Raw genomic sequence first — 19,761 nt, forward strand, 5'->3', positions numbered from 1 at the left:
AATGAAAAAGCAGCTTAATATCCATTTTAGCGGAATCTAAAGTAATGCTTCTCAAAAAAAATAATCTGACAATAAAAAAACCTCTAGTATACTATTGCAATTCCAAACATAATTGCCTATGGGACAGGATTTATAATGGCTTCCTACTTTCCTTATTACTTTTACAGAGGATTTGATCTCAAAACACTACGTTTTCATGCCATATATGGGGTGCCGCTATTCCTTTTACTGCCTTACCTTGTTTTCTTTGTTATCGGGTACTCTTTAAATAAAAATTTAAATGCTGCCATTGAATATGGCAGCATAATTCCCTTCTTTTATGCCCTTATATTGCTGTGGGCTATAATCAAGGCGATTAGGATTCAATATAAAGAGCACAGGGAACGCAATAATTTCTTAGAGGAAGTGGGCGTTTATTTCGCAGTTACCCCATGGGCATCCATGCCTATATTATCCTACTTTCATGCCTCTCAACTCGTTGAGGTACTATTTACGAATACCGGTTTTATAATTATCACCATCATATTTATCTCTACATCTATTAAAGCTGCAAGAAAAGAGTATGCTGAGTTGTTAGAACTGAAGATGGCAGATAAACAGTCTTCACCCTATTTTACCGAGAATTGCTCCCGGTTTGGTTTAACCAAGAGAGAGATTGAAATCGTTCAAAATATCCGTCAGGGCCATAAAAATAAGGCTATCGCCGAAGGTCTCCATATCTCGGAAGGAACTGTTAAAAAGCATATAGAAAATCTGTTTCATAAAACAGGCACCAACGGACGGATGGAACTTATAAACAAATTAGTTTCGAAAGATAACGGATAAAAGTGGCTTATAATTCTTAAAATAAGCCGAAAGACGTATAAAGTTTTCTTAAAATATGTCTAAATCCGTATTGCAGGTTAATTAGCATCCTCCCAACTTTGTGTAAATATTACTTATCTAAATCTGTTCAATATGATAGGATTTTACGCATCCCATGCTAAAGTGAAAGTTGTTGCCAGTGAACAGGCTGAGCAAGGGTTATTTAACCTATATGTTTATGTTATCAAAACCGATTGAAAAGCTGCTCATTCAGCTTACCGATGGCCTGGCTCATACAGCTGGGCAAAAATTAACACCCTCCGGCCGTCTTGCTGCCGCTCTTCAACTCATCCGAAGGCTATTGCTTCTACTACGCGAGCAAGTAATGTCAGAACCGTTTAAAAGTAAGCAGGAAGAGATCCATTTTTTCAAAATGGTAAAACCAATATTTCTTGCTGCAAAAATATTTGAGTTGGAGAGATATAATTTAGAACAGAGCAAACCTGCTGGAAGTTGGGGAAAACTGCTGTCCTACTATGAACGAGAATTAGAGATAATCCAAAGGTTTTTTTTGCATTATGCTTACTTATACCAATATTTCCGCGCGGGTGCGGTCGAAATGGACGAGCTGTATTTCTTGCGTGGTGCTGAAGTGCCATCAGTCCTTGTATCTGAGTTTGAAGAGCATGATATCGGATTTTCAACCTGCGGAGATCATCTGTTCGCCCGATTCAAAGCTTATGAAGATCTGCAAGACCACATCATAGAGCAAATTCACTTGGGTTCTTCTGCAGACAAGGGCACACAACATAGTGCCTATGTATCGAAAAAACTCACATGGACAGGTGAAAGCATTAACCTGGTTGAACTTGGTTATGGCTTGTATGACAGCGGACAGCTTAACCACGGTAAGGCCGGAATAAACGACATTTTTACCTGGCTTGCCGAGCACTTGAACGTATCGATTGGAATTCCGGCACGAAGGTTCGTTGAGATCAAAAGAAGAAAGCGTCTGAGCCGTACCCGTTTTTTGGACAATATGCGTGATTCGATCAATAAGAAGATCGACGATGACGAACGTTATGAGCCTGAAAAATTAAAATCGAAGCGTGAAAGGCAGAGCTGATGGCTTTTAAAGGGAATTGATTATCAATGATTTGAATATAATTTTTGGCTACTTGTCCAATGCGGATTTGCATGCTGCCAACCTTTGCTTTTGTAATTCCTGCCGCAATGGGGCGGCAGGACAAAAGCAAATATCATGTTAGAACAATTCACCTGGCAACAGTTTTTGGTTGCCGCATTCGTACTCTCGCTGGTCTGGTACCTGGCCATTTTTCTGCTTTACTACCGGCAGAAGGCAAGCGGTTTTTTTTTGCAAAAGCCGAAGGAAAAACCACCGGAAAAGCTCCATAAGGAATGGGAAGCAGAACTGGAAGATGAACCCGAACCGGAAGAAGAAGAACCCGGCACCCTGATGGGAAGATCGGTGGAGCCCGAAGGTGTAAGCATGGTAGCGATGGATGGTGTCCATTTCGCAGAAAGGTCGCCGGATGCTCACAAAGACGATCAATTAGGGCTTGTGCCGGATGTGCTGGAAGAACTGAAAGTCGCTTTTCGTGATCTGGAAAATAAGGATGGCGGTAAAACTGACTTTTTTCCACTAATTCAGCAGATCAAGGAAAAGTATCCTAAGATAGAAGCAAGCGACAACCTGGAGGATATCAACCGCTATATCCGAGACAATGCGCCCTTCCTGCTGACCGATGAGGAACTCGAAGACCTCTGGGACTAAGCATGCTTTCCTTTCAAATCAATTCAATCCGCCATTTTAAACAGTAATTCCCATGAAAAATCAATTCAATAGCCCAAAAAAGCAAACCTTCGCCAAATTCCTGTTACTGTCCTTCACCCTTTGCGTGTACAATATGCTTTGCAGCCTGTCCCTATTCGCCCAGGACGGTAATGCCGGGATAACCGAGGCAACCAACAAGGTCAAAGGATATTTTGATACCGGAACCGACCTGATGTATGCCATCGGTGCAGTTGTCGGCATCATCGGGGCCATCAAGGTCTTCAACAAATGGAATGCTGGTGAGCCGGACACCAACAAGGTAGCCGCTGCCTGGTTCGGTTCCTGTATTTTTTTAGTAGTAGTCGCTACCGTCCTCAAATCATTCTTCGGCATTTAACCTATAGCCCTGCCTTTGGCACCGAGCTAAAGGCAGGGCTTTAAAAATCAATTACCATGTCAAGCGTATATCAGATCAACAAAGGCATCAACAAACCCATAGAATTCAAGGGCTTGCGGGCGCAGTATATTGCTTACCTCGCAGTAGGATTGGTATTGCTGCTGATCAGCTTTGCTATCCTATACATCTGTGGATTAAGCCTGTTCATTATCCTGCCGGTAATCTTCGGACTAGGTGGCGGCCTTTTTTACACCGTATTCCGGCTTAGCCATAAATATGGTGAGCATGGGCTGATGAAATACTTTGCCAAAAGACAGCTGCCACGCTACCTCAAATTCAGTTCAAGGAAAGCATTCACCTCTTTAAGAAAGGCAAAACCATGACCGCAATAGAGAAAATTATGCCGATCAGCACGGTGGAACATAATGCCATCGTATCGGCGCAGGGCGACATCACCATCGCCTACGAGGCAAGCCTGCCGGAGATCTTTACGCTTTCCGACAGGGATTATGAGGCTTACCACCAAACGCTGATTAAAGCCATTAAATTATTGCCCGTAAACAGCATTTTTCACAAGCAGGACTGGTTTACCGAAGCCAAATACCGCGCGAATTTTGAAACTGACGACAACAGTTTTTTAAGCCGCTCCAGCGAACGCTTCTTTAACGAAAGACCGTACCTGGACCACCGCTGCTATATCTTCCTGACCAAAAAGCCAAAGGACAGGAAACTTTCCAGTTCGGTCTATTCCAATATCCTACGCAAATCGATCGTGCCACAACAGACGGTTAACCCGGTTTTGTTTGGTGACTTTCTGGATAGTGCCGGCCAGTTCGAGCGGGTGCTGAAGGACAGCGGCTTTATCACGCTGCGCAGGCTGACTGATGAAGAACTTGCCGGAACCGGTAACCGCCCTGGCATCATTGAAAAGTACTGCTTCCTGCAAAAGGAAAATGAAAAGACTATCCGCGATGTGCATGTTAAAGATGCGCTGCGCATCGGTGAGGCGCACTGCAAACTGTTTACGCTGTCCGATGCCGAAGACCTGCCCTCATTATGCGGCAGCCGTATCAACTATGACAAGTACAGCACCGACCGCACCAAGTTCAGCATCGGATTTGCCAGTCCTTTAGGCCAGCTATTGCCCTGCAACCACATCTACAACCAGTACATTTTTATCGAGGATGTACCCAAGACGCTCAAACGGCTGGAAGCCAAAAAACTTCGCCTGCAATCTTTGTCTGCTTACTCCCGCGAAAATGCGATTTCCAGAGATGCGACTAACGATTTTCTGAACGAGGCAATCGGGCAGCAGCGCCTGCCGGTCAAAGCACACTTTAATGTTTTGGCCTGGTCAGAGGATGAAACGGAGATCAAAGACCTGAAGAACAAGGTCAGCTCTGCATTGGCCCAGATGGATGCTACGTCGAAGGAGGAAACCGACGGTGCGCCTCAGATCTGGTGGTCAGGTTTGCCCGGAAACCAGGCTGATTTCCCGATGAACGACACTTTTGATACCTTTTTGGAACAGGCTACCTGTTTCTTAAACCTGGAGACCAATTACCGTTCCTCAATCAGCCTATTCGGCATCCGTTTCGGCGACAGGCTTTCAGGCAGGCCGGTGCATACGGACATCTCTGATGAGCCGATCAGGCTTGGTTACACTACCAACCGCAACAAGTTCATTATCGGCCCCAGCGGTAGCGGCAAATCGTTTTTCACCAATCACATGGTGCGCAGCTATTATGAGCAGGGTACGCACGTGGTATTGGTTGATGTTGGCCATAGTTATAAAGGCCTATGTGACCTAGTTGGTGGTTACTATTTTACCTATTCTGAAAAAGACCCGATCAAGTTCAATCCCTTCTATCTGACTGACGGCGATGTGCTGGATACCGAGAAAAAGGAAAGTATCAAGACCTTATTGCTTGCCCTATGGAAAAAGGACGATGAGCCTTTTACTCGTTCAGAATATGTAGCCCTGTCCAATGCGCTTACCCTGTACTACAAGCACCTGGATGCACACCCCGATATCTTCCCCTGCTTTAATTCTTTCTATGATTACCTGATGCAGGAATACATGCAGGTGCTGGAAAACGGCAAGGTCAAAGAAAAGGATTTTGACATCAGCAACTTTTTGTACGTGCTGAACCCTTACTACAAGGGAGGCGAATATGATTACCTGCTGAACGCTACCGAAAACCTTGACCTTTTGAATGAGCGCTTTATTGTCTTCGAGCTGGATGCGGTGAAGGATCACCCAATACTGTTTCCGGTGGTCACGATCATTATTATGGAAGTGTTCATCAGCAAGATGCGCAAGCTCAAAGGCATCCGTAAAATGATCTTGCTGGAGGAAGCCTGGAAAGCCATCGCCAAAGAAGGCATGGCCGAATACCTTAAATACCTCTTTAAAACTGTCCGGAAATTCTTTGGTGAGGCCATCGTCGTAACGCAGGAAATCGAGGACATTATTAGTAGTCCCATTGTCAAGCAGGCCATCGTCAATAACTCCGACTGCAAGATCCTTTTAGATCAAAGCAAGTACCAGAACAAGTTCGATGCGATACAGGAACTATTGGGACTGACTGACAAGGAAAAAGCGCAGGTACTCTCCATGAACAAGGCCAATGATCCAAAACGTAAATACAAAGAGGTATTCATTTCCCTTGGCGGACAGTATAGCAAGGTCTACCGGACAGAGGTAAGTCTCGAAGAATATCTCGCCTATACCACCGAGGAAAGCGAAAAAATGAAGGTGCAGCAATACGCCGAAAAGTATGGCAGCATACAAAAGGGCATCGCCGTATTGGCCAGTGAACTGCGTAACCAGAATTCTTAATCCTAAAATCTATAAAAATGAAAACACTGTTTTATTTATGTGCAATGGCGATACTGTTTGCTACCGCCTGCACCACCGACAAAACCCGTTCATACATTCCCGGCACCTATGTCAATAGCGCCGGAGGCGAATACAGCGTAGCCAATGATACGCTGGTCATCGAGCCTGCCGAAAGCAACAACTTCACTATTCAGCGAAAAACCAGCTTTAATGTCATAACCGACGGCAAAAAAGGTAAGCGGCAGCACGAAACCGAGCAATGGAGCGCCATCTACGATGAGGGAACCAAGACCCTAACCGAAACCCGCAAGGGTAAGCTCATCACTTTCTATCCTGAAACAGGCACGCTGAAAGTCGGCAAGCGGGAATACAAAAAGATCAATTAATCAATTATGAACACATTATTAAAATTAATAAGTCTCCCCTTCCGGGGGAGATTTAGAGGGGGCTTTATGAAGAAATATATGGTTGCCCTGCCTTTAAGCGCCATGACGCTGTTTGTTGCTTTGCCTTCCGAGGCGAATGCACAGATCGCTATCGTGGAGGTAATCAAGGCAGGCATAAAAAAAGTCATCAAAGCGGTTGACCTAAAGGTACAACGCCTACAGAACGAAACCATCTGGCTGCAAAATGCGCAGAAGGTGTTGGAAAACCAGTTGTCCAAACTTAAACTGACCGAGATCGCCGACTGGACGGAAAAGCAGAAGGAACTTTACAGCCAGTATTACAATGAGCTATGGCAGATCAAATCGGCCATAGCCTATTACAAGCGGATCAAAGACCTGACCGAAAAGCAGGTGGCCATTGTGGACGAATACAAATGGGCCTGGGGGCTGTTCGGTAAAGACATGCACTTTACGCCGGAAGAGCTCACCTATATGGAAACGGTGTATTCCGGCATATTGGATGCCAGCATCAAAAACCTTGACCACATCCTTTTGGTGGTGAACAGTTTTAAAACGCAGATGAGCGATGCCAAAAGACTGGAAATCATCAATGCTGCCGCTGACCAGATGGACATCAATTACAGCGACCTGAAAAAGTTCAACTCGCAGAACATTGCTTTAAGCATCCAGCGGGCAAAGTCCCTGGATGAAGTGGCCACCTTGAAAGAAATCTATGGAATCAATGAATAAGGTAAAAGTAGAAAAGCGAAGGGTAAAAGGCTTGTTAAGTATACTTGGTATTTGCTGTCTGCTTTGCGCCTTTAGCTTTCAGCCTGTCCAGGCGCAGACCTTCGCCGAATGGTTTAGCCAGAAGAAGAAGCAAAAGGAATACCTGTTAAAGCAGATCGCAGGCTTGCAGGTCTATATTGGATTTGCTAAAAAGGGCTACGACATCGCAACCAGCGGCATCCATACCATTCGTGATATTAAGAACGGTGAGTTCGGCTTGCACAGTGCTTTTTTCGGTTCGCTCAAAGCAGTAAGCCCGTTTATCAGGAACAACAGCAAGGTAGCGGACATTATTGAAATGCAACTGGCCATTCGCAAGAATTTTAACGGCGTTAAAAGCAATGACCAGCTTTCGGATGGTGACCGGGAATATATCGGTTCGGTCAGGGAAAAGGTACTGGATGAATGCCTTTCCGACCTGGAGGAACTGCTATTGGTCATCACTTCCGGCAAGGTGGAAATGACGGATGATGAGCGCATCGAACGCTTGGATCAGGTCTATGCCGGGATGAAGGACAAATCTGCTTTTACCCAAAGCTTTACTGGGGAGGTCAGCTTATTCATCGGGCAGAAAGCGAGTGAACAACGATCCATTAACCAAATTAAAAAGAACTATGAAATTCATTAAAAGCTATTTAAAGCCCGCCCTTCCGGGGAGGGTTTGGGTGGGGCTGCTTTTGGCTTTCTGCTTACCGTTTTCGTCAAATGCACAGTCAACCGAGATACAGCAACTATTGCTGAACGTAGAAAAGCTCAGCCAGTTCAAGAACATCCTTTCTGATATGAAGAACGGCTACCAAATTCTGAATACTGGCTATAATGCCGTGAAAAATATTTCCCAGGGGAATTTCAACCTGCACGAAGTGTTTATCGACGGCCTGATGCTGGTCAGCCCCGAGGTCAGGAAATACCACAAAGTAGCGGATATTATCACCTATCAAAAAGACATCGTTAGCGAGTATAAAACCGCCTTTAACCGCTTTAAGGCATCCGGTACTTTCAGCGAACAGGAGATCACTTATCTAAGCAAAGTTTACGGGCAGTTGTTCGACCAGAGCATTAATAACCTCAATGCGCTAATGAACGTGGTCACTTCCTCAAAGCTCCGCATGAGCGATGATGAACGCTTGCAGGCCATTGACAAGATCTTTATTGACACGCAGGACAAGCTTTCCTTTTTACGAGATTTCAACCAGCAGGCCAGTATGTTGAACCTGCAAAGGCAAAAGGAAAAGAACGATATACAAACCCTTCAAAAAATCTATCAGCCATGAAACTAAATATCAAATTTAAAAAGCCCTCCCTACCGGGGACGGTTTGGGTGGGGCTACTTTTGCTCTTAATCCCGAGCCTATCCCACGCCCAGGGCATGGCGCATCAGATAGGCAGTATGCAGGGCGAATTGGACAAGGTGTACGACCAGATGCTCCCGCTATGCTCGAAGCTGATTGGAGTTGCCCGCGGCATAGCCGGGTTTGGCGCACTCTGGTATATTGCCTCACGGGTATGGCGCCAGATCGCAGCGGCAGAACCCATCGACTTCTATCCATTATTGCGGCCATTTGCGCTTGGCCTTGCCATCATTGCCTTTCCGGCGGTCATTGCCCTGATGAACGGCGTATTGCAGCCCACCGTTTTAGCGACCGGTGCTATGGTAGGAGATAGTAACAAAGCCATCGCAGCACTGCTCAAACAAAAGGAAGAAGCGGTAAAAAAGTCCAAACAGTGGCAGATGTATGTTGGTGAAGATGGAAGCGGTGACCGGGAAAAATGGTATAAGTACACCCATCCCAAAGACCCTGGTGGCGAAGAGGAAGGTTTCTTTGACGGGATTGGTAACGACATGAAGTTCTGGGCGGAAAAGCAGAGCTATAACTTTCGCAACTCAATCAAGCAATGGCTGAGCCAGGTGCTGGAAGTACTTTATGCTTCAGCGGCTTTGTGTATCAATACCATCCGCACGTTCTTTTTGATCGTACTGGCGATACTTGGCCCATTGGTATTCGGCTTTGCCGTGTTTGATGGTTTTCAGCATACGCTCACCGTTTGGCTGGCACGTTACGTCAACATTTTTTTGTGGCTACCCATCGCCAATATCTTCGGCAGCATCCTGGGCAAGATACAGGAGAACATGCTCAAACTCGACCTTTCGCAGATCGGTCAACAGGGCGATACCTTCTTTAGCTCGACCGATACCGCATATTTAATTTTCCTCGTGATCGGGATCGTCGGTTACTTCTCGGTGCCAAACGTAGCAAACTATGTAGTACATGCAGGAGGTGGTAATACCATTCTGCAACGTGTGAATACCATTGTAAGTAACACAAGCTCTACTGCAAGCGGTGCGGCGATAACTGGCGGCGGTATGGCAGCAGACGCTTTGGGCGATGCCTACCGGAATATCAAACAGGGCTTTTCCGGTTCTGGTAACAGCGATTACTTTCCGGACAAATCCGGCGGCTCACAGCACCAAAGGGATAAACTATCCGGTAACTAACATTCACCATTAATCCCCAATTATATGTTCAGTCAATTTAAAAACATAGACACCGCCTTCAGGCATATCAAGACGTTCAGCATCTTCCTGATCCTGGCCAATGTACTGACCATCGGCTTTTGCATCTACAAGAGCTATGATATGGTGAACCAGGCGCAGAACCGTGTTCATATCCTGTACAACGGGAAAGTGCTGGAAGCGATAGCATCGGACAGGAAAAGCAACCTGCCGGTTGAGCTGCGCGACCACATCAAAACCTTTCACCAGCTGTTCTTTAACCTGGCGCCAGATGACAAAGCGATACAGGCCAATATCTCCAAAGCACTCTACCTCGCCGACGAATCTGCGAAAAAACAGTACGACAACTTAAAGGAAAGCGGTTATTACAACAACCTGATATCCGCCAATATCTCACAGGACATTGAGGTCGACAGCATCAAACTGGATGTTAATGCCTATCCCTATGCTTTTACCTGCTATGCTACCCAAAAATTGGTACGTTCCAGCAGTACGGTCAAGCGCAGGCTAGTTTCGCAGGGAACGATCAGGGACATTAAAACCCAGACGGACAACAACCCGCACGGCTTTCTGATCCAGGGCTGGGAGATATTGGAAAACCGCGACGAAGACCCTAAAGCGATCAAGCCATGAAACTTTTCCGAAAAAAACCACTGGCGGTTAACGTAAAACAGGAGGAACTGGCCGCAGGCATTGCTGGTAAGATCATTCGCTGGCAGACCAAGGCAGCAGATTATCTGAACGGCAAGTCAGCTCACCTATCAGCAAAGGCAAGGCTGGTCATGCTGATCCTGTTTTGCGTATTGTTTGCGGCGATCAATCTCTACCTGCTTATTCACTCGATTTAATCATCATTAAAAAATAATCAAATGAAAACACAAGAAGAAAGAACCAGAAAGATGTTGCTGGTATTGCCATTACTGGTACTACCGTTCCTGTCGCTCGGCTTCTATGCCCTGGGCGGTGGTAAAGGTAACAGTACTGCACAGCTAACAAGCAAACCCGGCATCAACACCAGCCTGCCGGATGCGGCCTTTAAAAAGGAAGACCCGCAAACCAAGTTGAGCCTGTACGAACTCGCTGGCCGGGAGCAAAAACCCGACAGCCTACCAGCTTCGGTTACCGGTCAGGGCTTTGGCTTAGCAAGTGCACCTGATCTTAATGAGCAGCGCATCAGCGAAAAGCTGTCACAGATCAGCACTGAAATTAACAGGCCTCTTCCACCTGTCGATTATGCGACAAGGTATTCCCAGCCTGCAAATAACAGCAATATGACTGTTGACGTAGATAGGTTGGAAAAGCTTATGCGCACCATGCAGGAGGACAAAGCTGAAGACCCGGAAATGAAACAGCTCAGCGAGATGATGGATAAAATTATAGCCATACAAAATCCTGAAAGCGTGGCTATAAAAACGGTAAAAACTACCGGTTCCGAAGGAGATACCAAGTTCAAGGCGATCCCGGCACAAATCGTAGACAAGCAGAAAGCGGTACAGGGTGCCACCATCAAGCTGCGCTTGCAAGACACGATTACCCTGTATGGTTATTTGATCCCCAAAGGGCACGAGATCTTCGGCACCTGCGGCATCATTAACCAGCGCTTGCTACTGGACATTAAGAACATCCGCCTGGGCACTTCCATCATTCCGGTTGACCTGTCGGTCTATTCGCTGGACGGTATGCCGGGACTGTATGCGCCGGAGGCAGAACTGGCGAATGCCGCAGGTAGCGGCGCGGATGATGCGGTGCGCAGCATCGGCATGTATGGTATGGATAATTCCATCGCCACACAGGTAGCGGGTGCCGGTATTGATGCCGCCAAATCCCTCTTCAGCAAGAAGATTAAAAAGATTAAGGTCAAGCTGGAATCAGGCCAGCCGGTATTGCTGCGCAATAACCAGCAGAAGCTTCGCTAACAAACAATCATTTTTTAAACACAAAATACAGAAAAGATGAATCTCAACAATCTGGAGAATTTGAAAGACGAGCTCAAGGCGCTTGGCTTTCCCAAAAAACTTGCGGAGGACATGGAAAAGAACATGCAGAACAATGTTCCCGAATTCCAGCTCCGTCATAACCTGCCTGCCGATAAGGGACAGGTAGATATGCAGCTGCATTTCCGCCAGTCCGGGCAGTCCGATTATTATTACTTCAATAAGTACTCGGTTACCCTTAACAATGCCAAACCGCTGGAAGCCGACCAGAAATACCTGGTGATTTCTCCCGGTGACCAGGGCAAGCCGGTATTCCGCAAGTTCGACAGCCCGCACGAGGCCATCAGTTATTTTAAGCAACAGAAAGGCAATAGCGAACTGGCTTCCGGCAAGGACGTCGGTCACAAGACCACCCTGGCCACTATGGAAAACGACAAGGTGAACTTTGTCGCCAAGGATTTCCAGAAGACTTTTTATAGTCCCGCCGTAACACAGAACGTGTACGTGGAAAAAGGCCAGGGTTTCTCTGCTGAACAGTCGATCAACCTGATACAGGGACGTTCTGTTTACCGTGACGACCTGCTTAACTTAGGTGGTCAGCCCTACAAGGCGTGGATCAAGTTGGATTTTGATCAGGCCAAAGACCGCTTTGATAATTTCAAGGCCAAGCAGTTTCATGATCCATCTTACGGGTTTGACCTGAAAGCGGTACTGGACAAATACAATATCAAGGAACTGGCAGACCCTAAGCAGCGCGAAAAGCTGGAGGAATCGTTGAAGAACGGTAACCGCCCTTTGATCACGACCGTCAAAGATGGACAGGAAGTGAAGCTGCGCATTGAGGCGGTACCGCGTTATGGTCAGGTCAACATGTTCCAGGAGAACGGCAAGCCGGAAAAGAGGGAACAGTTCCAGGTGGCTGTTAAAAATGATCCACTGTTAGAGAAAGGCAAAAATACCCAAAAACACCTTTCACAAAGCCGTGGGGTCAAAGTTTAAACTCACAATTACAGCACCAATAAGAATGCATAGTTTCATTAATTAAATAAGTATATCATGGAAAACTTCCAAAAATTAAAAGAGCTGATCTTGTCAGCGGAAACTGATGCTACGGCATTTTTTGAAAAAGGCAACAAGGCGGCTGGAACCAGGCTGCGCAACGCATTGCAGCAGAGCAAGACACTAGCCCAGGAACTTAGAGCCGAAGTGACTGCTAAGAAAAATTCAGGGAAATAACTCGAAAGGTGTTTCCATTTTAGAAAATGCCTGGCTGGTTGACAGTCGGGCATTTTTGATTTGATTACGAAGAAGTCCCACCGGCACATATTTCAGAACATTTCACAAGTGATTTGCTATTATTGATCAATACAATATTATAAATTTATATAAAGCAGGTTTATGTCAGCCTTAGGGATACATGCTCTATAAATGGCTTACAATTTGAAAACTTTTATAATATGGAAAATTTATTTAAAGCTCATATAGAAAAAGTAATTGCGCTTACCGATGACGAGTTTAAGGATGTGTTGTCGCATTTTTTATTAATGAATTTCAAGAAGCGTGATTTTCTTATCAGGGAAGGCGGAAGAGTTCCATATGCCTTTTGGGTTGTGTCTGGACTTTTAAAGCTTGACTATGCGGATGCCTCAGGAAAGCAACATGTCGTAGCCTTTGCTATGGAAGACTGGTGGGAAGGGGATTATTCTGCGTTCTTCAACCAAAGTCGTGCAACTATGTCGTTGCAGGCCCTTGAAAATACCCAGGTGCTATGTATGACCCTTCAGGGTTATAACAACCTGTGCAGGAACCTTCCTAAAATGACCTACTTCTTTCTTCAGAAAGCCAATAGGGGGCATATCAGTTCCCAGCAGCGAATACTGGAATTAATCAGCACTAATGCCAAAGAACGCTACGATAAGCTCCTGCAACGATATCCAATACTTTTCCAGCGTGTATCCCACACCCTGATTGCTTCTTATCTGGGTGTAACCCGAGAGACACTGAGCAGGCTTTCTACATCATAGCGCGCTTAAGATAATTGTGAGATTTGTCACGAAAAGTAAGCAGAGGTTTTGATGAACTTTGATGTATAAATTAGACATCAGATCATGAAAAAGTTTGGTAAAATTTTAGTGTTTACATTATTAACTTTTGCATGAGCTATGGCGCAAAATAAAAAGGAAAAACAAATGGAAAAAAGAGAATTCAGTCCTTGGCAATGGCAGGACCAGCTCAGCTATGTACAGGCTGTTGAAGTAAAAAATGTGCAGGGTACACTATATGTATCAGGTCAGGCAGCAGTGCATGCCGATGGCAAGTCGAGCAATGCCGATATGCGCACCCAGCTTGGACTGGCCATACAGAACCTCGAACAGGTAATTAGTGAGGCAGGTTATGACCCCAAAAATATAGTTCGGCTCACAATTTACTCTACTTCCTCCGATGAATTTATCAAGAACTGTTTCGACTTATTCAAGGCCTTCGTGGCAAAGCACGGAATGAAACAGTCGGTCACACTTATGCAGGTCGTTGCCTTGAACGAAACACTAAAGGTGGAGTTGGAAGCTACTGTAGTGAAATAATCATTTAATTTGATCCAGCGAAAGACCATGTAGACGCATGGTCTTTCTTTATAGTTTGATCCCAGAACCGTTGCAAAACGTGGTATTTTTTGTAATAAATTATCCTATTAGTAGTTATTGAACTTCATTGATATAATGTCTTTGGAGATCGCAATATCATAAGTAATGAATCAATGCAAGCGAAAAGATCCTTGCGTTACAATAATAGAAATCCCTTCGGTTTTATCGGTTTTCCCTGGAAGGTGTACACCGTATCGCCAAAATTGACAACCGCTTTCTTACCGGATGAAAAAACCGTTTCCTGGACTTTATGGTCGGCAGTTACAAACCGGTGAGATACCATTTCATCATAACCTATTTTTTGTAACCACGGACAAATATTTTTATAGCTCTCTATAAACGTATTTTTGTATGCATCCCAAACATTTCTGTCAATACTCCAAAGTGGCGCATTACCGTAAAGGATATTGAATAGATCTTTTTTCCACCATATTTCAGGATTATGGTGATTACCATCTTCCCATCTCCAGGAACTTACCACGGCATCATGATATACCAGATCATATAAAGGCACTCTGGTATACTCATTAATTGAGTATCGTAGATACTTATCCGGAGCTACCCTCGTTCCCAACATTTGCGTTGGCCTGGAGTTATTTTTCCAGTCGCCATAATAGTAGATCGTTCCTTTTTTTTGTATGTCTGAGCCAAACCAGGTTCTTTGCAAAGTCATCATCCCATGGTTGTAAACAGCACCAGACCCTAAATAATCCGCTCCCCATTCTCCGCCCATAAACTGGCCATATTTATCAGCTAATAACTTATGATTTTTAATTACTTCTTCTGCAAATTGTTGGCGGGTAAGCGGATTTTTTGTCGAGTAATCCTCAAACAAGCCGTTCGCCTGATACACATCCAGGAAATATGATTCGTGTTTAAATTCTTTCAATTCACGTTCAATACGTTTCACCATTTCAGGGCGTATGGCAATGGGGTTACTGGTGTGCCCAAATTGATTCGACACTGTTTTACCATCCTTATTTCTAATCGCAAGCTCATTAAATTTACCGGGGTAGCTAGTTAAGGCAAAGCGCAAAGGTCCTTTTTCATCTGTTTCACGAAATACTGTGTCTCTCAGTTTTAAATCTGTGAATAGCTCATAAGTACCTGTGGCATAGCCTAACTCTTTTAATTGCGTATCATACCCCATTTTCGGGTATGGAGTATGATTGGGATTCCAAAGTATAAGAGCCTTGTCAATTCCACTTTGTTTTAATTCTGCTGCAAAACTTGCTTCGCGGGCATTGTCCCAAACATATATATGTACCCCGCCAATCATTTTGGCAATAGCAGGTGTTTTTTGTTCATTTTGCTTTAAGGTAATAACGTTGTTTTTTTTCCAGATATGATCCCTGTATTTTTTGCATTGGGCAACATAACCACCCTTATCAAAAAAATGATACGTAACTTTTCTATCGTATGCAAACTGATCTTTAGAAGATAACCAAACAGGCGAAAATGTAACCAGGCCGTTCTCACGTTTGGTTCTTAATGCCGCATCAAACGGAGTTTCTAAAATTGCCATATACCCGCTTTCAAATTGAGTATCTGTCATGCCCATCCATGCCATCGATGTACCGCCGCCACAGAAAAATGTACGGCCGTTGCCAAGTGGATAGTCTGTATCGTCTGCCGGTAGCAGAAAACCGCCGCCATCGGTATAAAGTAAATAATGATCTTTATCAGGGGTTTTAAAGGCGGCTGGAAAACTAAGTTCGTTCATGGGCATTTTTGTGTCGGCTGATAAGCTGATCTCTAATGCCGAAAGTGACGTTAGCGTAAAAATTGCCGTAAAAGTGTTTTTACCGGTAAAATCGACCTGTAAGGTGTTGCCTCTTTGGGATGTATTTTTTACAGTGAAAATTTCACCGGCTATGGTCTGTTGCCAGGCTTTTTGGATGCGCTTGTCTGTAACAGTCAACATATTTGTTTGATCGTTAAATTTTACTTCCAAGCTGGAGCTTGCGATGATCCAGGTTTTTGAATAGGCTGTAAACGAAACAACGTAAAGTAAAATAAAAATAGCAGTAATTTTTTTCATTGATCGGTTGAGATTTATTGCTTATGCAGTCTTTAGAGTGCTATATGGTTGATAGTGGAGTAAAGATAATGATCGGATCTATATAAGCAGCTGATGGACCCAGATAATAGGATTTATATAAAAAGAATCTACAATCGCATTTAATAAATACGCCGCGTAGTCAATCCCATATGCTCGTTGAACAAGGACGGTTTACACAGCAACTTTTCGATGCATATACCATCGCCTTTCCATTTAGTATAAATATCCTTAAAAGCGACCAGTTCGACGGTAAGTGTTGAATTAGCCCCGTTTATTCGCACAGGAGACAATGTCTCTAAAAGTAAGCTCAGTATAGTTCCATCCCGGGGCTAAATTCCGCTTTCAGCATGGATCTGATATTATAGGCACTTGGCTTTTAAGACCAAAGGACGTTTTGGAGTAACACCCGTACCAATAAGGTGGTCAAAAAGGGTAATGATACCAGTTTGTTCATCCTTTTCCTTTTCCTATGCGCCAGCAGTTCCAGCCGCCAAATTCCGTTCCTACATTCGGCAGCTTCACTGCATTTGGCATAACTTGCTCCGTTCCTCCGCCACCCATGCTGCCTGCCACTTCATAAATTCTCTTAAGTGTCTGCAATCCCTGGTCAATAATTCCACCCATCTTTTTGGTAGCAAAGCTCTCAACAATCCCTTTGACGTCAAGACCGGGCCCTGCGGGTTTTCAGAAAAAAATCTTCCCTGCTCGCTACACTCACGAGGTTTTTTTTTCTGAAAAGTCTTGCCTTACAAAGGGATTGGTTTAGGTGAGGGTGCTTATCAAAAAGACAGGAGGCCCCTGCCGACTGACATATTAATAAAAGAGATAGCACCATGAACACAAAAACAGCAAACGGCAGAAGCCCACCCACCGCAGGGAGTAAAAAATGCACAGACAAAACGCCCACAGGGCAAAATCAAATCATTATCAGTAAAAATTTAAAATCAAAATCATGAAAACTACAGTAATCGAGAGCAACAAAAAAGGTAACCTAAACAGTTCAGCGATAAACGCTAAGGCAGAAAACAATGCCACACAGCCAAAAACCAACGGTTTGCCGTTGAGCAAAGAGTTTGATGAAAAGCCAAAGGGCGAAACCGAAGCGAAGAAAGCGGAAACCCCTGCACCGACTGAACAGCCAAAGCCACAGGATGCGCCAAAGGCTGAAGCGATACAGTCACAGCCGGAACAGGTGAAGCCCGAAGCACAAAAAATAGTGCTGAATTTGGAAAGCACTTTAAAACTGGTGGAAGAATTGCACCGCAGGAAAATACAACGAGACAGGTTATTAGATACCATTGATACATTGGAAGCTTTTGAAGTGGCGCAGATCGATGATGCGGACGAAACCGAAGCAAACCACTTTCAGGGTTGCGTTTTGACCATTGAGGACGATAACCGCAGGAAGTTCACCACTAAAAATCCTGTCATTATTCAGGCAGTAGCACAGTTTGTAAACAGCATGTGCGTAAACCGTTTGGCAGAGATCGAAGCAGGTATTATCATTCCTGCATAAATGTTAAATGCCTCTGCTAAATGGCAGGGGTATTTTATTTCTCTTACCTAATCAGCAACAACATGGAAGCAGCATTTATAGACCACCTTGACCAAATCTATTGGCAGGGTTACGGAGAGGATTTCAAAGCTGACAACCCCCAAGCCTTTTACAGGCAGTTGGCAGAGTTCAAAAATCAATACCATTTAGCATGAAATATGAGACCCTTTTTATTATGGTTCGTGTGGCAGTCCATGCCGACCATACCAGTATTGCAGAGATCGTAAACGAGGTAGAAACACAATCAAAACTAAGTTTAACCGATACCGCAAACGTCAACATACTGGAAACAGAGATTTTATTATCAAGAGTACGCAACATTAAAAATATCAATCATGGCAAACGTTAAAGAAAAAATATGGAAGGTCATTGGCAAGGACATTGACCGAAACGCCACAAGCGCAGAAGCTATTTTACAGGCAGGTTTAGATTTTGAAGTAGCAAAACACCCTAATTTACATACCCTGCCAAGTGGTAATAATATCATTTCGGGTAATTCATTTTTTACCTACCGAACCGATACAGAAGCCATTTTAGGCGACAAGATCGGAAGGGATTACGAAGTAGTACAAAACATTGATGCCTTTTCATTTTTTGATAACATCGTAGGTGGCAGAGGTGGTATACAGTATGAAACCGCAGGGGCGTTAGGATATGGTGAAACCATATTTATAACTGCTAAACTGCCCGATCAAATACGTGTGGGCAGGGATGACCTAATAGACCAATACTTGTTTTTAACCTCTACACATGACGGTTTAGGTAGTATTACCATAGCTTTTACGCCAGTTAGAATTTGGTGCGCTAATACTTTAAATGCTGCAATGAAAAATTGCAGTAACCAAATTAAGATACGCCACACCGCAAGCGCCGCCGAAAAACTGCAAGGGGCGCATAAAATGTTAGGCGTATCTGACCAGTTATGTGCCGAACTGGAAGCAATCTTTAACAGGTGGTCACGGGTACGCATTTCCGACCCCGAAGTTAAACGCATTATTCAACTTGCAATGGTGCCAAATAAGGAGACTTTCGAAAAGCTGAAAGTGGGAAAGGAAAGCGAACTATCCAGCCATTACAACAACATGGTTAGCAGTGTTTTTGATTATGCCATGACCGCAGAAAGCCAGCAGGAAGCAACCACCAAAGGCACATTGTTTGGCGCATACAACAGCGTAACGGGTTACTTTCAGAATGTACGGAATTTCAGGGATGATGAAAGCAAATTTAAATCCATCATGTACGGCACTGGGTTTGATCGTTCGCAGGTTACTTTTGATTTGTGTGCGGACTTTGCGAAGCATGGCAACGATGCACTAAAGCTGAACTAAAACGTCCTATAACCGTTTTAATGCCCTTTCAATTGCCAACGACCCAGGTGAATGGAGGGGCAATTTTGCGCGCGGTCCCTTACGGGACAAAAGTGATTACCAAAGTTATTGTAAATTTCATGTATATGTTCGTCAAAATCGGTAAAGATGCAGACTGATAGTTCTATACATTTATGTCCCAAACTTTAAAGACTTATTGAAATAATTAAAATGAATTATTAACTTGATTCTAAGAAAACTGCTTCACATAGGAACCGCTGTTAGCGATGGGTTGTTTTCCAATCTCTCTTACTTGTCATTTTAACGTATTCATTTCTACAAAATGTACCAAATCTCCCAAATGTGTCCGAATGGATCTTGTAGCTTATCTATTCTCCAATCATGTTCGTTTGTGATAGGGCAAATTTCTATCGCACCTAACTTTAATGCCTTTTCAAATAGCTTGTCAGCGTTTCTACTGTTTAGAATTATTCTAACTGGACTATTCAAGTTTAGGTATGGACTTAAATTACCGTTTTGTAGTTCTTCATCTCCCACATAAAATTCTGCATCCTCAATTTCTACAACAGAAGATAGCTTTTTGTCTGGCATTTCAAACCTTTTGGTTTCAATAGCTTCAAAGGCAGCAATATAAAATTCTACTGCTTGTTGACAATTATTAACCGTAAGAAAAGGCTTTACAGTAGCTGTACTATTCCTCATCATATCATTT

Annotated in this window: 24 protein-coding genes; 21 read left to right on the forward strand and 3 right to left on the reverse strand. The window is 44.2% G+C overall.

Annotated features, from left to right (window positions below; genetic code table 11):
• Positions 1-135: 135 nt before the first annotated feature.
• The 18 genes from ACFOUY_RS13375 (at position 136) to ACFOUY_RS13460 (ending at position 14,044) form a co-directional block, all read left to right on the forward strand.
• Complete coding sequence (locus ACFOUY_RS13375; protein ID WP_378961324.1) at positions 136-825, forward strand: helix-turn-helix transcriptional regulator; 690 nt, start codon at positions 136-138, stop codon at positions 823-825.
• 217 nt (positions 826-1,042) lie between these two features.
• Positions 1,043-1,930 carry an RteC domain-containing protein gene (locus ACFOUY_RS13380; RefSeq protein WP_378961325.1) on the forward strand — a complete coding sequence of 296 codons (888 nt, stop codon included), beginning with the start codon at positions 1,043-1,045 and terminating at the stop codon, positions 1,928-1,930.
• Between the two features lie 135 nt (positions 1,931-2,065).
• Positions 2,066-2,599, forward strand: a complete 534-nt coding sequence (locus tag ACFOUY_RS13385; RefSeq protein ID WP_378961326.1) for a hypothetical protein — start codon at positions 2,066-2,068, stop codon at positions 2,597-2,599.
• 52 nt (positions 2,600-2,651) lie between these two features.
• Positions 2,652-2,996: a DUF4134 domain-containing protein gene (locus ACFOUY_RS13390; RefSeq protein WP_378961327.1), complete on the forward strand. Its 345-nt coding sequence runs from the start codon at positions 2,652-2,654 to the stop codon at positions 2,994-2,996.
• A gap of 56 nt (positions 2,997-3,052) precedes the next feature.
• Entirely contained in the window at positions 3,053-3,379 is a 327-nt protein-coding gene (locus tag ACFOUY_RS13395) for a DUF4133 domain-containing protein (protein WP_378961328.1), read from the forward strand.
• Positions 3,376-5,838 carry a TraG family conjugative transposon ATPase gene (locus tag ACFOUY_RS13400; protein WP_378961329.1) on the forward strand — a complete coding sequence of 821 codons (2,463 nt, stop codon included), beginning with the start codon at positions 3,376-3,378 and terminating at the stop codon, positions 5,836-5,838. Before ACFOUY_RS13395 ends, ACFOUY_RS13400 begins: the two co-directional genes overlap by 4 nt.
• 17 nt (positions 5,839-5,855) lie before the next feature.
• Positions 5,856-6,224, forward strand: a complete 369-nt coding sequence (locus tag ACFOUY_RS13405) for a hypothetical protein (RefSeq protein WP_378961330.1) — start codon at positions 5,856-5,858, stop codon at positions 6,222-6,224.
• A gap of 6 nt (positions 6,225-6,230) precedes the next feature.
• On the forward strand, positions 6,231-6,974 hold the full coding sequence (locus ACFOUY_RS13410) for a conjugal transfer protein TraI (protein WP_378961331.1): 744 nt from the start codon (positions 6,231-6,233) through the stop codon (positions 6,972-6,974).
• Entirely contained in the window at positions 6,967-7,641 is a 675-nt protein-coding gene (locus ACFOUY_RS13415) for a hypothetical protein (RefSeq protein WP_378961332.1), read from the forward strand. The genes ACFOUY_RS13410 and ACFOUY_RS13415 overlap by 8 nt, the downstream gene beginning before the upstream one ends.
• Positions 7,628-8,287: a TerB family tellurite resistance protein gene (locus ACFOUY_RS13420; protein WP_378961333.1), complete on the forward strand. Its 660-nt coding sequence runs from the start codon at positions 7,628-7,630 to the stop codon at positions 8,285-8,287. Before ACFOUY_RS13415 ends, ACFOUY_RS13420 begins: the two co-directional genes overlap by 14 nt.
• Positions 8,284-9,510, forward strand: a complete 1,227-nt coding sequence (traJ, locus tag ACFOUY_RS13425; RefSeq protein ID WP_378961334.1) for a conjugative transposon protein TraJ — start codon at positions 8,284-8,286, stop codon at positions 9,508-9,510. Before ACFOUY_RS13420 ends, traJ begins: the two co-directional genes overlap by 4 nt.
• 24 nt (positions 9,511-9,534) lie before the next feature.
• Positions 9,535-10,161 (forward strand): conjugative transposon protein TraK, encoded by a 627-nt coding sequence (gene traK / locus ACFOUY_RS13430; RefSeq protein ID WP_378961335.1) that lies wholly within the window; start codon positions 9,535-9,537, stop codon positions 10,159-10,161.
• Positions 10,158-10,376 carry a hypothetical protein gene (locus tag ACFOUY_RS13435; protein ID WP_378961336.1) on the forward strand — a complete coding sequence of 73 codons (219 nt, stop codon included), beginning with the start codon at positions 10,158-10,160 and terminating at the stop codon, positions 10,374-10,376. Before traK ends, ACFOUY_RS13435 begins: the two co-directional genes overlap by 4 nt.
• Positions 10,377-10,397: 21 nt before the next feature.
• Complete coding sequence (traM, locus tag ACFOUY_RS13440; protein WP_378961337.1) at positions 10,398-11,444, forward strand: conjugative transposon protein TraM; 1,047 nt, start codon at positions 10,398-10,400, stop codon at positions 11,442-11,444.
• A 36-nt stretch (positions 11,445-11,480) separates the two neighbouring features.
• The gene (locus ACFOUY_RS13445; RefSeq protein WP_378961338.1) at positions 11,481-12,461 is read left to right on the forward strand and encodes a hypothetical protein; all 981 of its coding nucleotides are present in this window, start codon (positions 11,481-11,483) and stop codon (positions 12,459-12,461) included.
• 57 nt (positions 12,462-12,518) lie between these two features.
• Entirely contained in the window at positions 12,519-12,698 is a 180-nt protein-coding gene (locus tag ACFOUY_RS13450; protein WP_378961339.1) for a histone H1, read from the forward strand.
• Between the two features lie 221 nt (positions 12,699-12,919).
• The gene (locus tag ACFOUY_RS13455) at positions 12,920-13,486 is read left to right on the forward strand and encodes a Crp/Fnr family transcriptional regulator (RefSeq protein ID WP_378961340.1); all 567 of its coding nucleotides are present in this window, start codon (positions 12,920-12,922) and stop codon (positions 13,484-13,486) included.
• 138 nt (positions 13,487-13,624) lie between these two features.
• Positions 13,625-14,044 (forward strand): RidA family protein, encoded by a 420-nt coding sequence (locus tag ACFOUY_RS13460; RefSeq protein ID WP_378961341.1) that lies wholly within the window; start codon positions 13,625-13,627, stop codon positions 14,042-14,044.
• 196 nt (positions 14,045-14,240) lie between these two features.
• On the opposite strand, the gene ACFOUY_RS13465 is transcribed toward ACFOUY_RS13460, so the two are convergent.
• Positions 14,241-16,145 (reverse strand): glycoside hydrolase, encoded by a 1,905-nt coding sequence (locus tag ACFOUY_RS13465; RefSeq protein WP_378961342.1) that lies wholly within the window; start codon positions 16,143-16,145, stop codon positions 14,241-14,243.
• A gap of 471 nt (positions 16,146-16,616) precedes the next feature.
• Entirely contained in the window at positions 16,617-16,766 is a 150-nt protein-coding gene (locus ACFOUY_RS13470; RefSeq protein WP_378961343.1) for a hypothetical protein, read from the reverse strand.
• 352 nt (positions 16,767-17,118) lie between these two features.
• Between ACFOUY_RS13470 and ACFOUY_RS13475 the strand changes: the two genes are divergently transcribed.
• The 3 genes from ACFOUY_RS13475 (at position 17,119) to ACFOUY_RS13485 (ending at position 19,049) form a co-directional block, all read left to right on the forward strand.
• Complete coding sequence (locus tag ACFOUY_RS13475; RefSeq protein WP_378961345.1) at positions 17,119-17,682, forward strand: hypothetical protein; 564 nt, start codon at positions 17,119-17,121, stop codon at positions 17,680-17,682.
• A 190-nt stretch (positions 17,683-17,872) separates the two neighbouring features.
• Positions 17,873-18,070, forward strand: coding sequence for a hypothetical protein (locus tag ACFOUY_RS13480; RefSeq protein WP_378961346.1), 198 nt, complete (start codon positions 17,873-17,875; stop codon positions 18,068-18,070).
• Complete coding sequence (locus tag ACFOUY_RS13485; RefSeq protein WP_378961347.1) at positions 18,057-19,049, forward strand: DUF932 domain-containing protein; 993 nt, start codon at positions 18,057-18,059, stop codon at positions 19,047-19,049. Before ACFOUY_RS13480 ends, ACFOUY_RS13485 begins: the two co-directional genes overlap by 14 nt.
• Positions 19,050-19,364: 315 nt before the next feature.
• Here the strand turns inward: ACFOUY_RS13485 and ACFOUY_RS13490 are convergent, their stop codons facing one another.
• Complete coding sequence (locus tag ACFOUY_RS13490; protein ID WP_378961348.1) at positions 19,365-19,754, reverse strand: VOC family protein; 390 nt, start codon at positions 19,752-19,754, stop codon at positions 19,365-19,367.
• Positions 19,755-19,761 lie beyond the last annotated feature (7 nt).

Source organism: Pedobacter jamesrossensis (assembly GCF_042650905.1).
Classification (GTDB): Bacteria; Bacteroidota; Bacteroidia; order Sphingobacteriales; family Sphingobacteriaceae; genus Pedobacter; species Pedobacter jamesrossensis.

Coding starts and splice junctions, on each gene's coding strand:
- ACFOUY_RS13375 (WP_378961324.1), top strand. CDS start 136: ATGGCTTCCTACTTTCCTTATTACTTTTACAGAGGATTTGATCTCAAA.
- ACFOUY_RS13380 (WP_378961325.1), top strand. CDS start 1,043: ATGTTATCAAAACCGATTGAAAAGCTGCTCATTCAGCTTACCGATGGC.
- ACFOUY_RS13385 (WP_378961326.1), top strand. CDS start 2,066: ATGTTAGAACAATTCACCTGGCAACAGTTTTTGGTTGCCGCATTCGTA.
- ACFOUY_RS13390 (WP_378961327.1), top strand. CDS start 2,652: ATGAAAAATCAATTCAATAGCCCAAAAAAGCAAACCTTCGCCAAATTC.
- ACFOUY_RS13395 (WP_378961328.1), top strand. CDS start 3,053: ATGTCAAGCGTATATCAGATCAACAAAGGCATCAACAAACCCATAGAA.
- ACFOUY_RS13400 (WP_378961329.1), top strand. CDS start 3,376: ATGACCGCAATAGAGAAAATTATGCCGATCAGCACGGTGGAACATAAT.
- ACFOUY_RS13405 (WP_378961330.1), top strand. CDS start 5,856: ATGAAAACACTGTTTTATTTATGTGCAATGGCGATACTGTTTGCTACC.
- ACFOUY_RS13410 (WP_378961331.1), top strand. CDS start 6,231: ATGAACACATTATTAAAATTAATAAGTCTCCCCTTCCGGGGGAGATTT.
- ACFOUY_RS13415 (WP_378961332.1), top strand. CDS start 6,967: ATGAATAAGGTAAAAGTAGAAAAGCGAAGGGTAAAAGGCTTGTTAAGT.
- ACFOUY_RS13420 (WP_378961333.1), top strand. CDS start 7,628: ATGAAATTCATTAAAAGCTATTTAAAGCCCGCCCTTCCGGGGAGGGTT.
- traJ (WP_378961334.1), top strand. CDS start 8,284: ATGAAACTAAATATCAAATTTAAAAAGCCCTCCCTACCGGGGACGGTT.
- traK (WP_378961335.1), top strand. CDS start 9,535: ATGTTCAGTCAATTTAAAAACATAGACACCGCCTTCAGGCATATCAAG.
- ACFOUY_RS13435 (WP_378961336.1), top strand. CDS start 10,158: ATGAAACTTTTCCGAAAAAAACCACTGGCGGTTAACGTAAAACAGGAG.
- traM (WP_378961337.1), top strand. CDS start 10,398: ATGAAAACACAAGAAGAAAGAACCAGAAAGATGTTGCTGGTATTGCCA.
- ACFOUY_RS13445 (WP_378961338.1), top strand. CDS start 11,481: ATGAATCTCAACAATCTGGAGAATTTGAAAGACGAGCTCAAGGCGCTT.
- ACFOUY_RS13450 (WP_378961339.1), top strand. CDS start 12,519: ATGGAAAACTTCCAAAAATTAAAAGAGCTGATCTTGTCAGCGGAAACT.
- ACFOUY_RS13455 (WP_378961340.1), top strand. CDS start 12,920: ATGGAAAATTTATTTAAAGCTCATATAGAAAAAGTAATTGCGCTTACC.
- ACFOUY_RS13460 (WP_378961341.1), top strand. CDS start 13,625: ATGGCGCAAAATAAAAAGGAAAAACAAATGGAAAAAAGAGAATTCAGT.
- ACFOUY_RS13465 (WP_378961342.1), bottom strand. CDS start 16,145: ATGAAAAAAATTACTGCTATTTTTATTTTACTTTACGTTGTTTCGTTT.
- ACFOUY_RS13475 (WP_378961345.1), top strand. CDS start 17,119: ATGAAAACTACAGTAATCGAGAGCAACAAAAAAGGTAACCTAAACAGT.
- ACFOUY_RS13480 (WP_378961346.1), top strand. CDS start 17,873: ATGAAATATGAGACCCTTTTTATTATGGTTCGTGTGGCAGTCCATGCC.
- ACFOUY_RS13485 (WP_378961347.1), top strand. CDS start 18,057: ATGGCAAACGTTAAAGAAAAAATATGGAAGGTCATTGGCAAGGACATT.
- ACFOUY_RS13490 (WP_378961348.1), bottom strand. CDS start 19,754: ATGATGAGGAATAGTACAGCTACTGTAAAGCCTTTTCTTACGGTTAAT.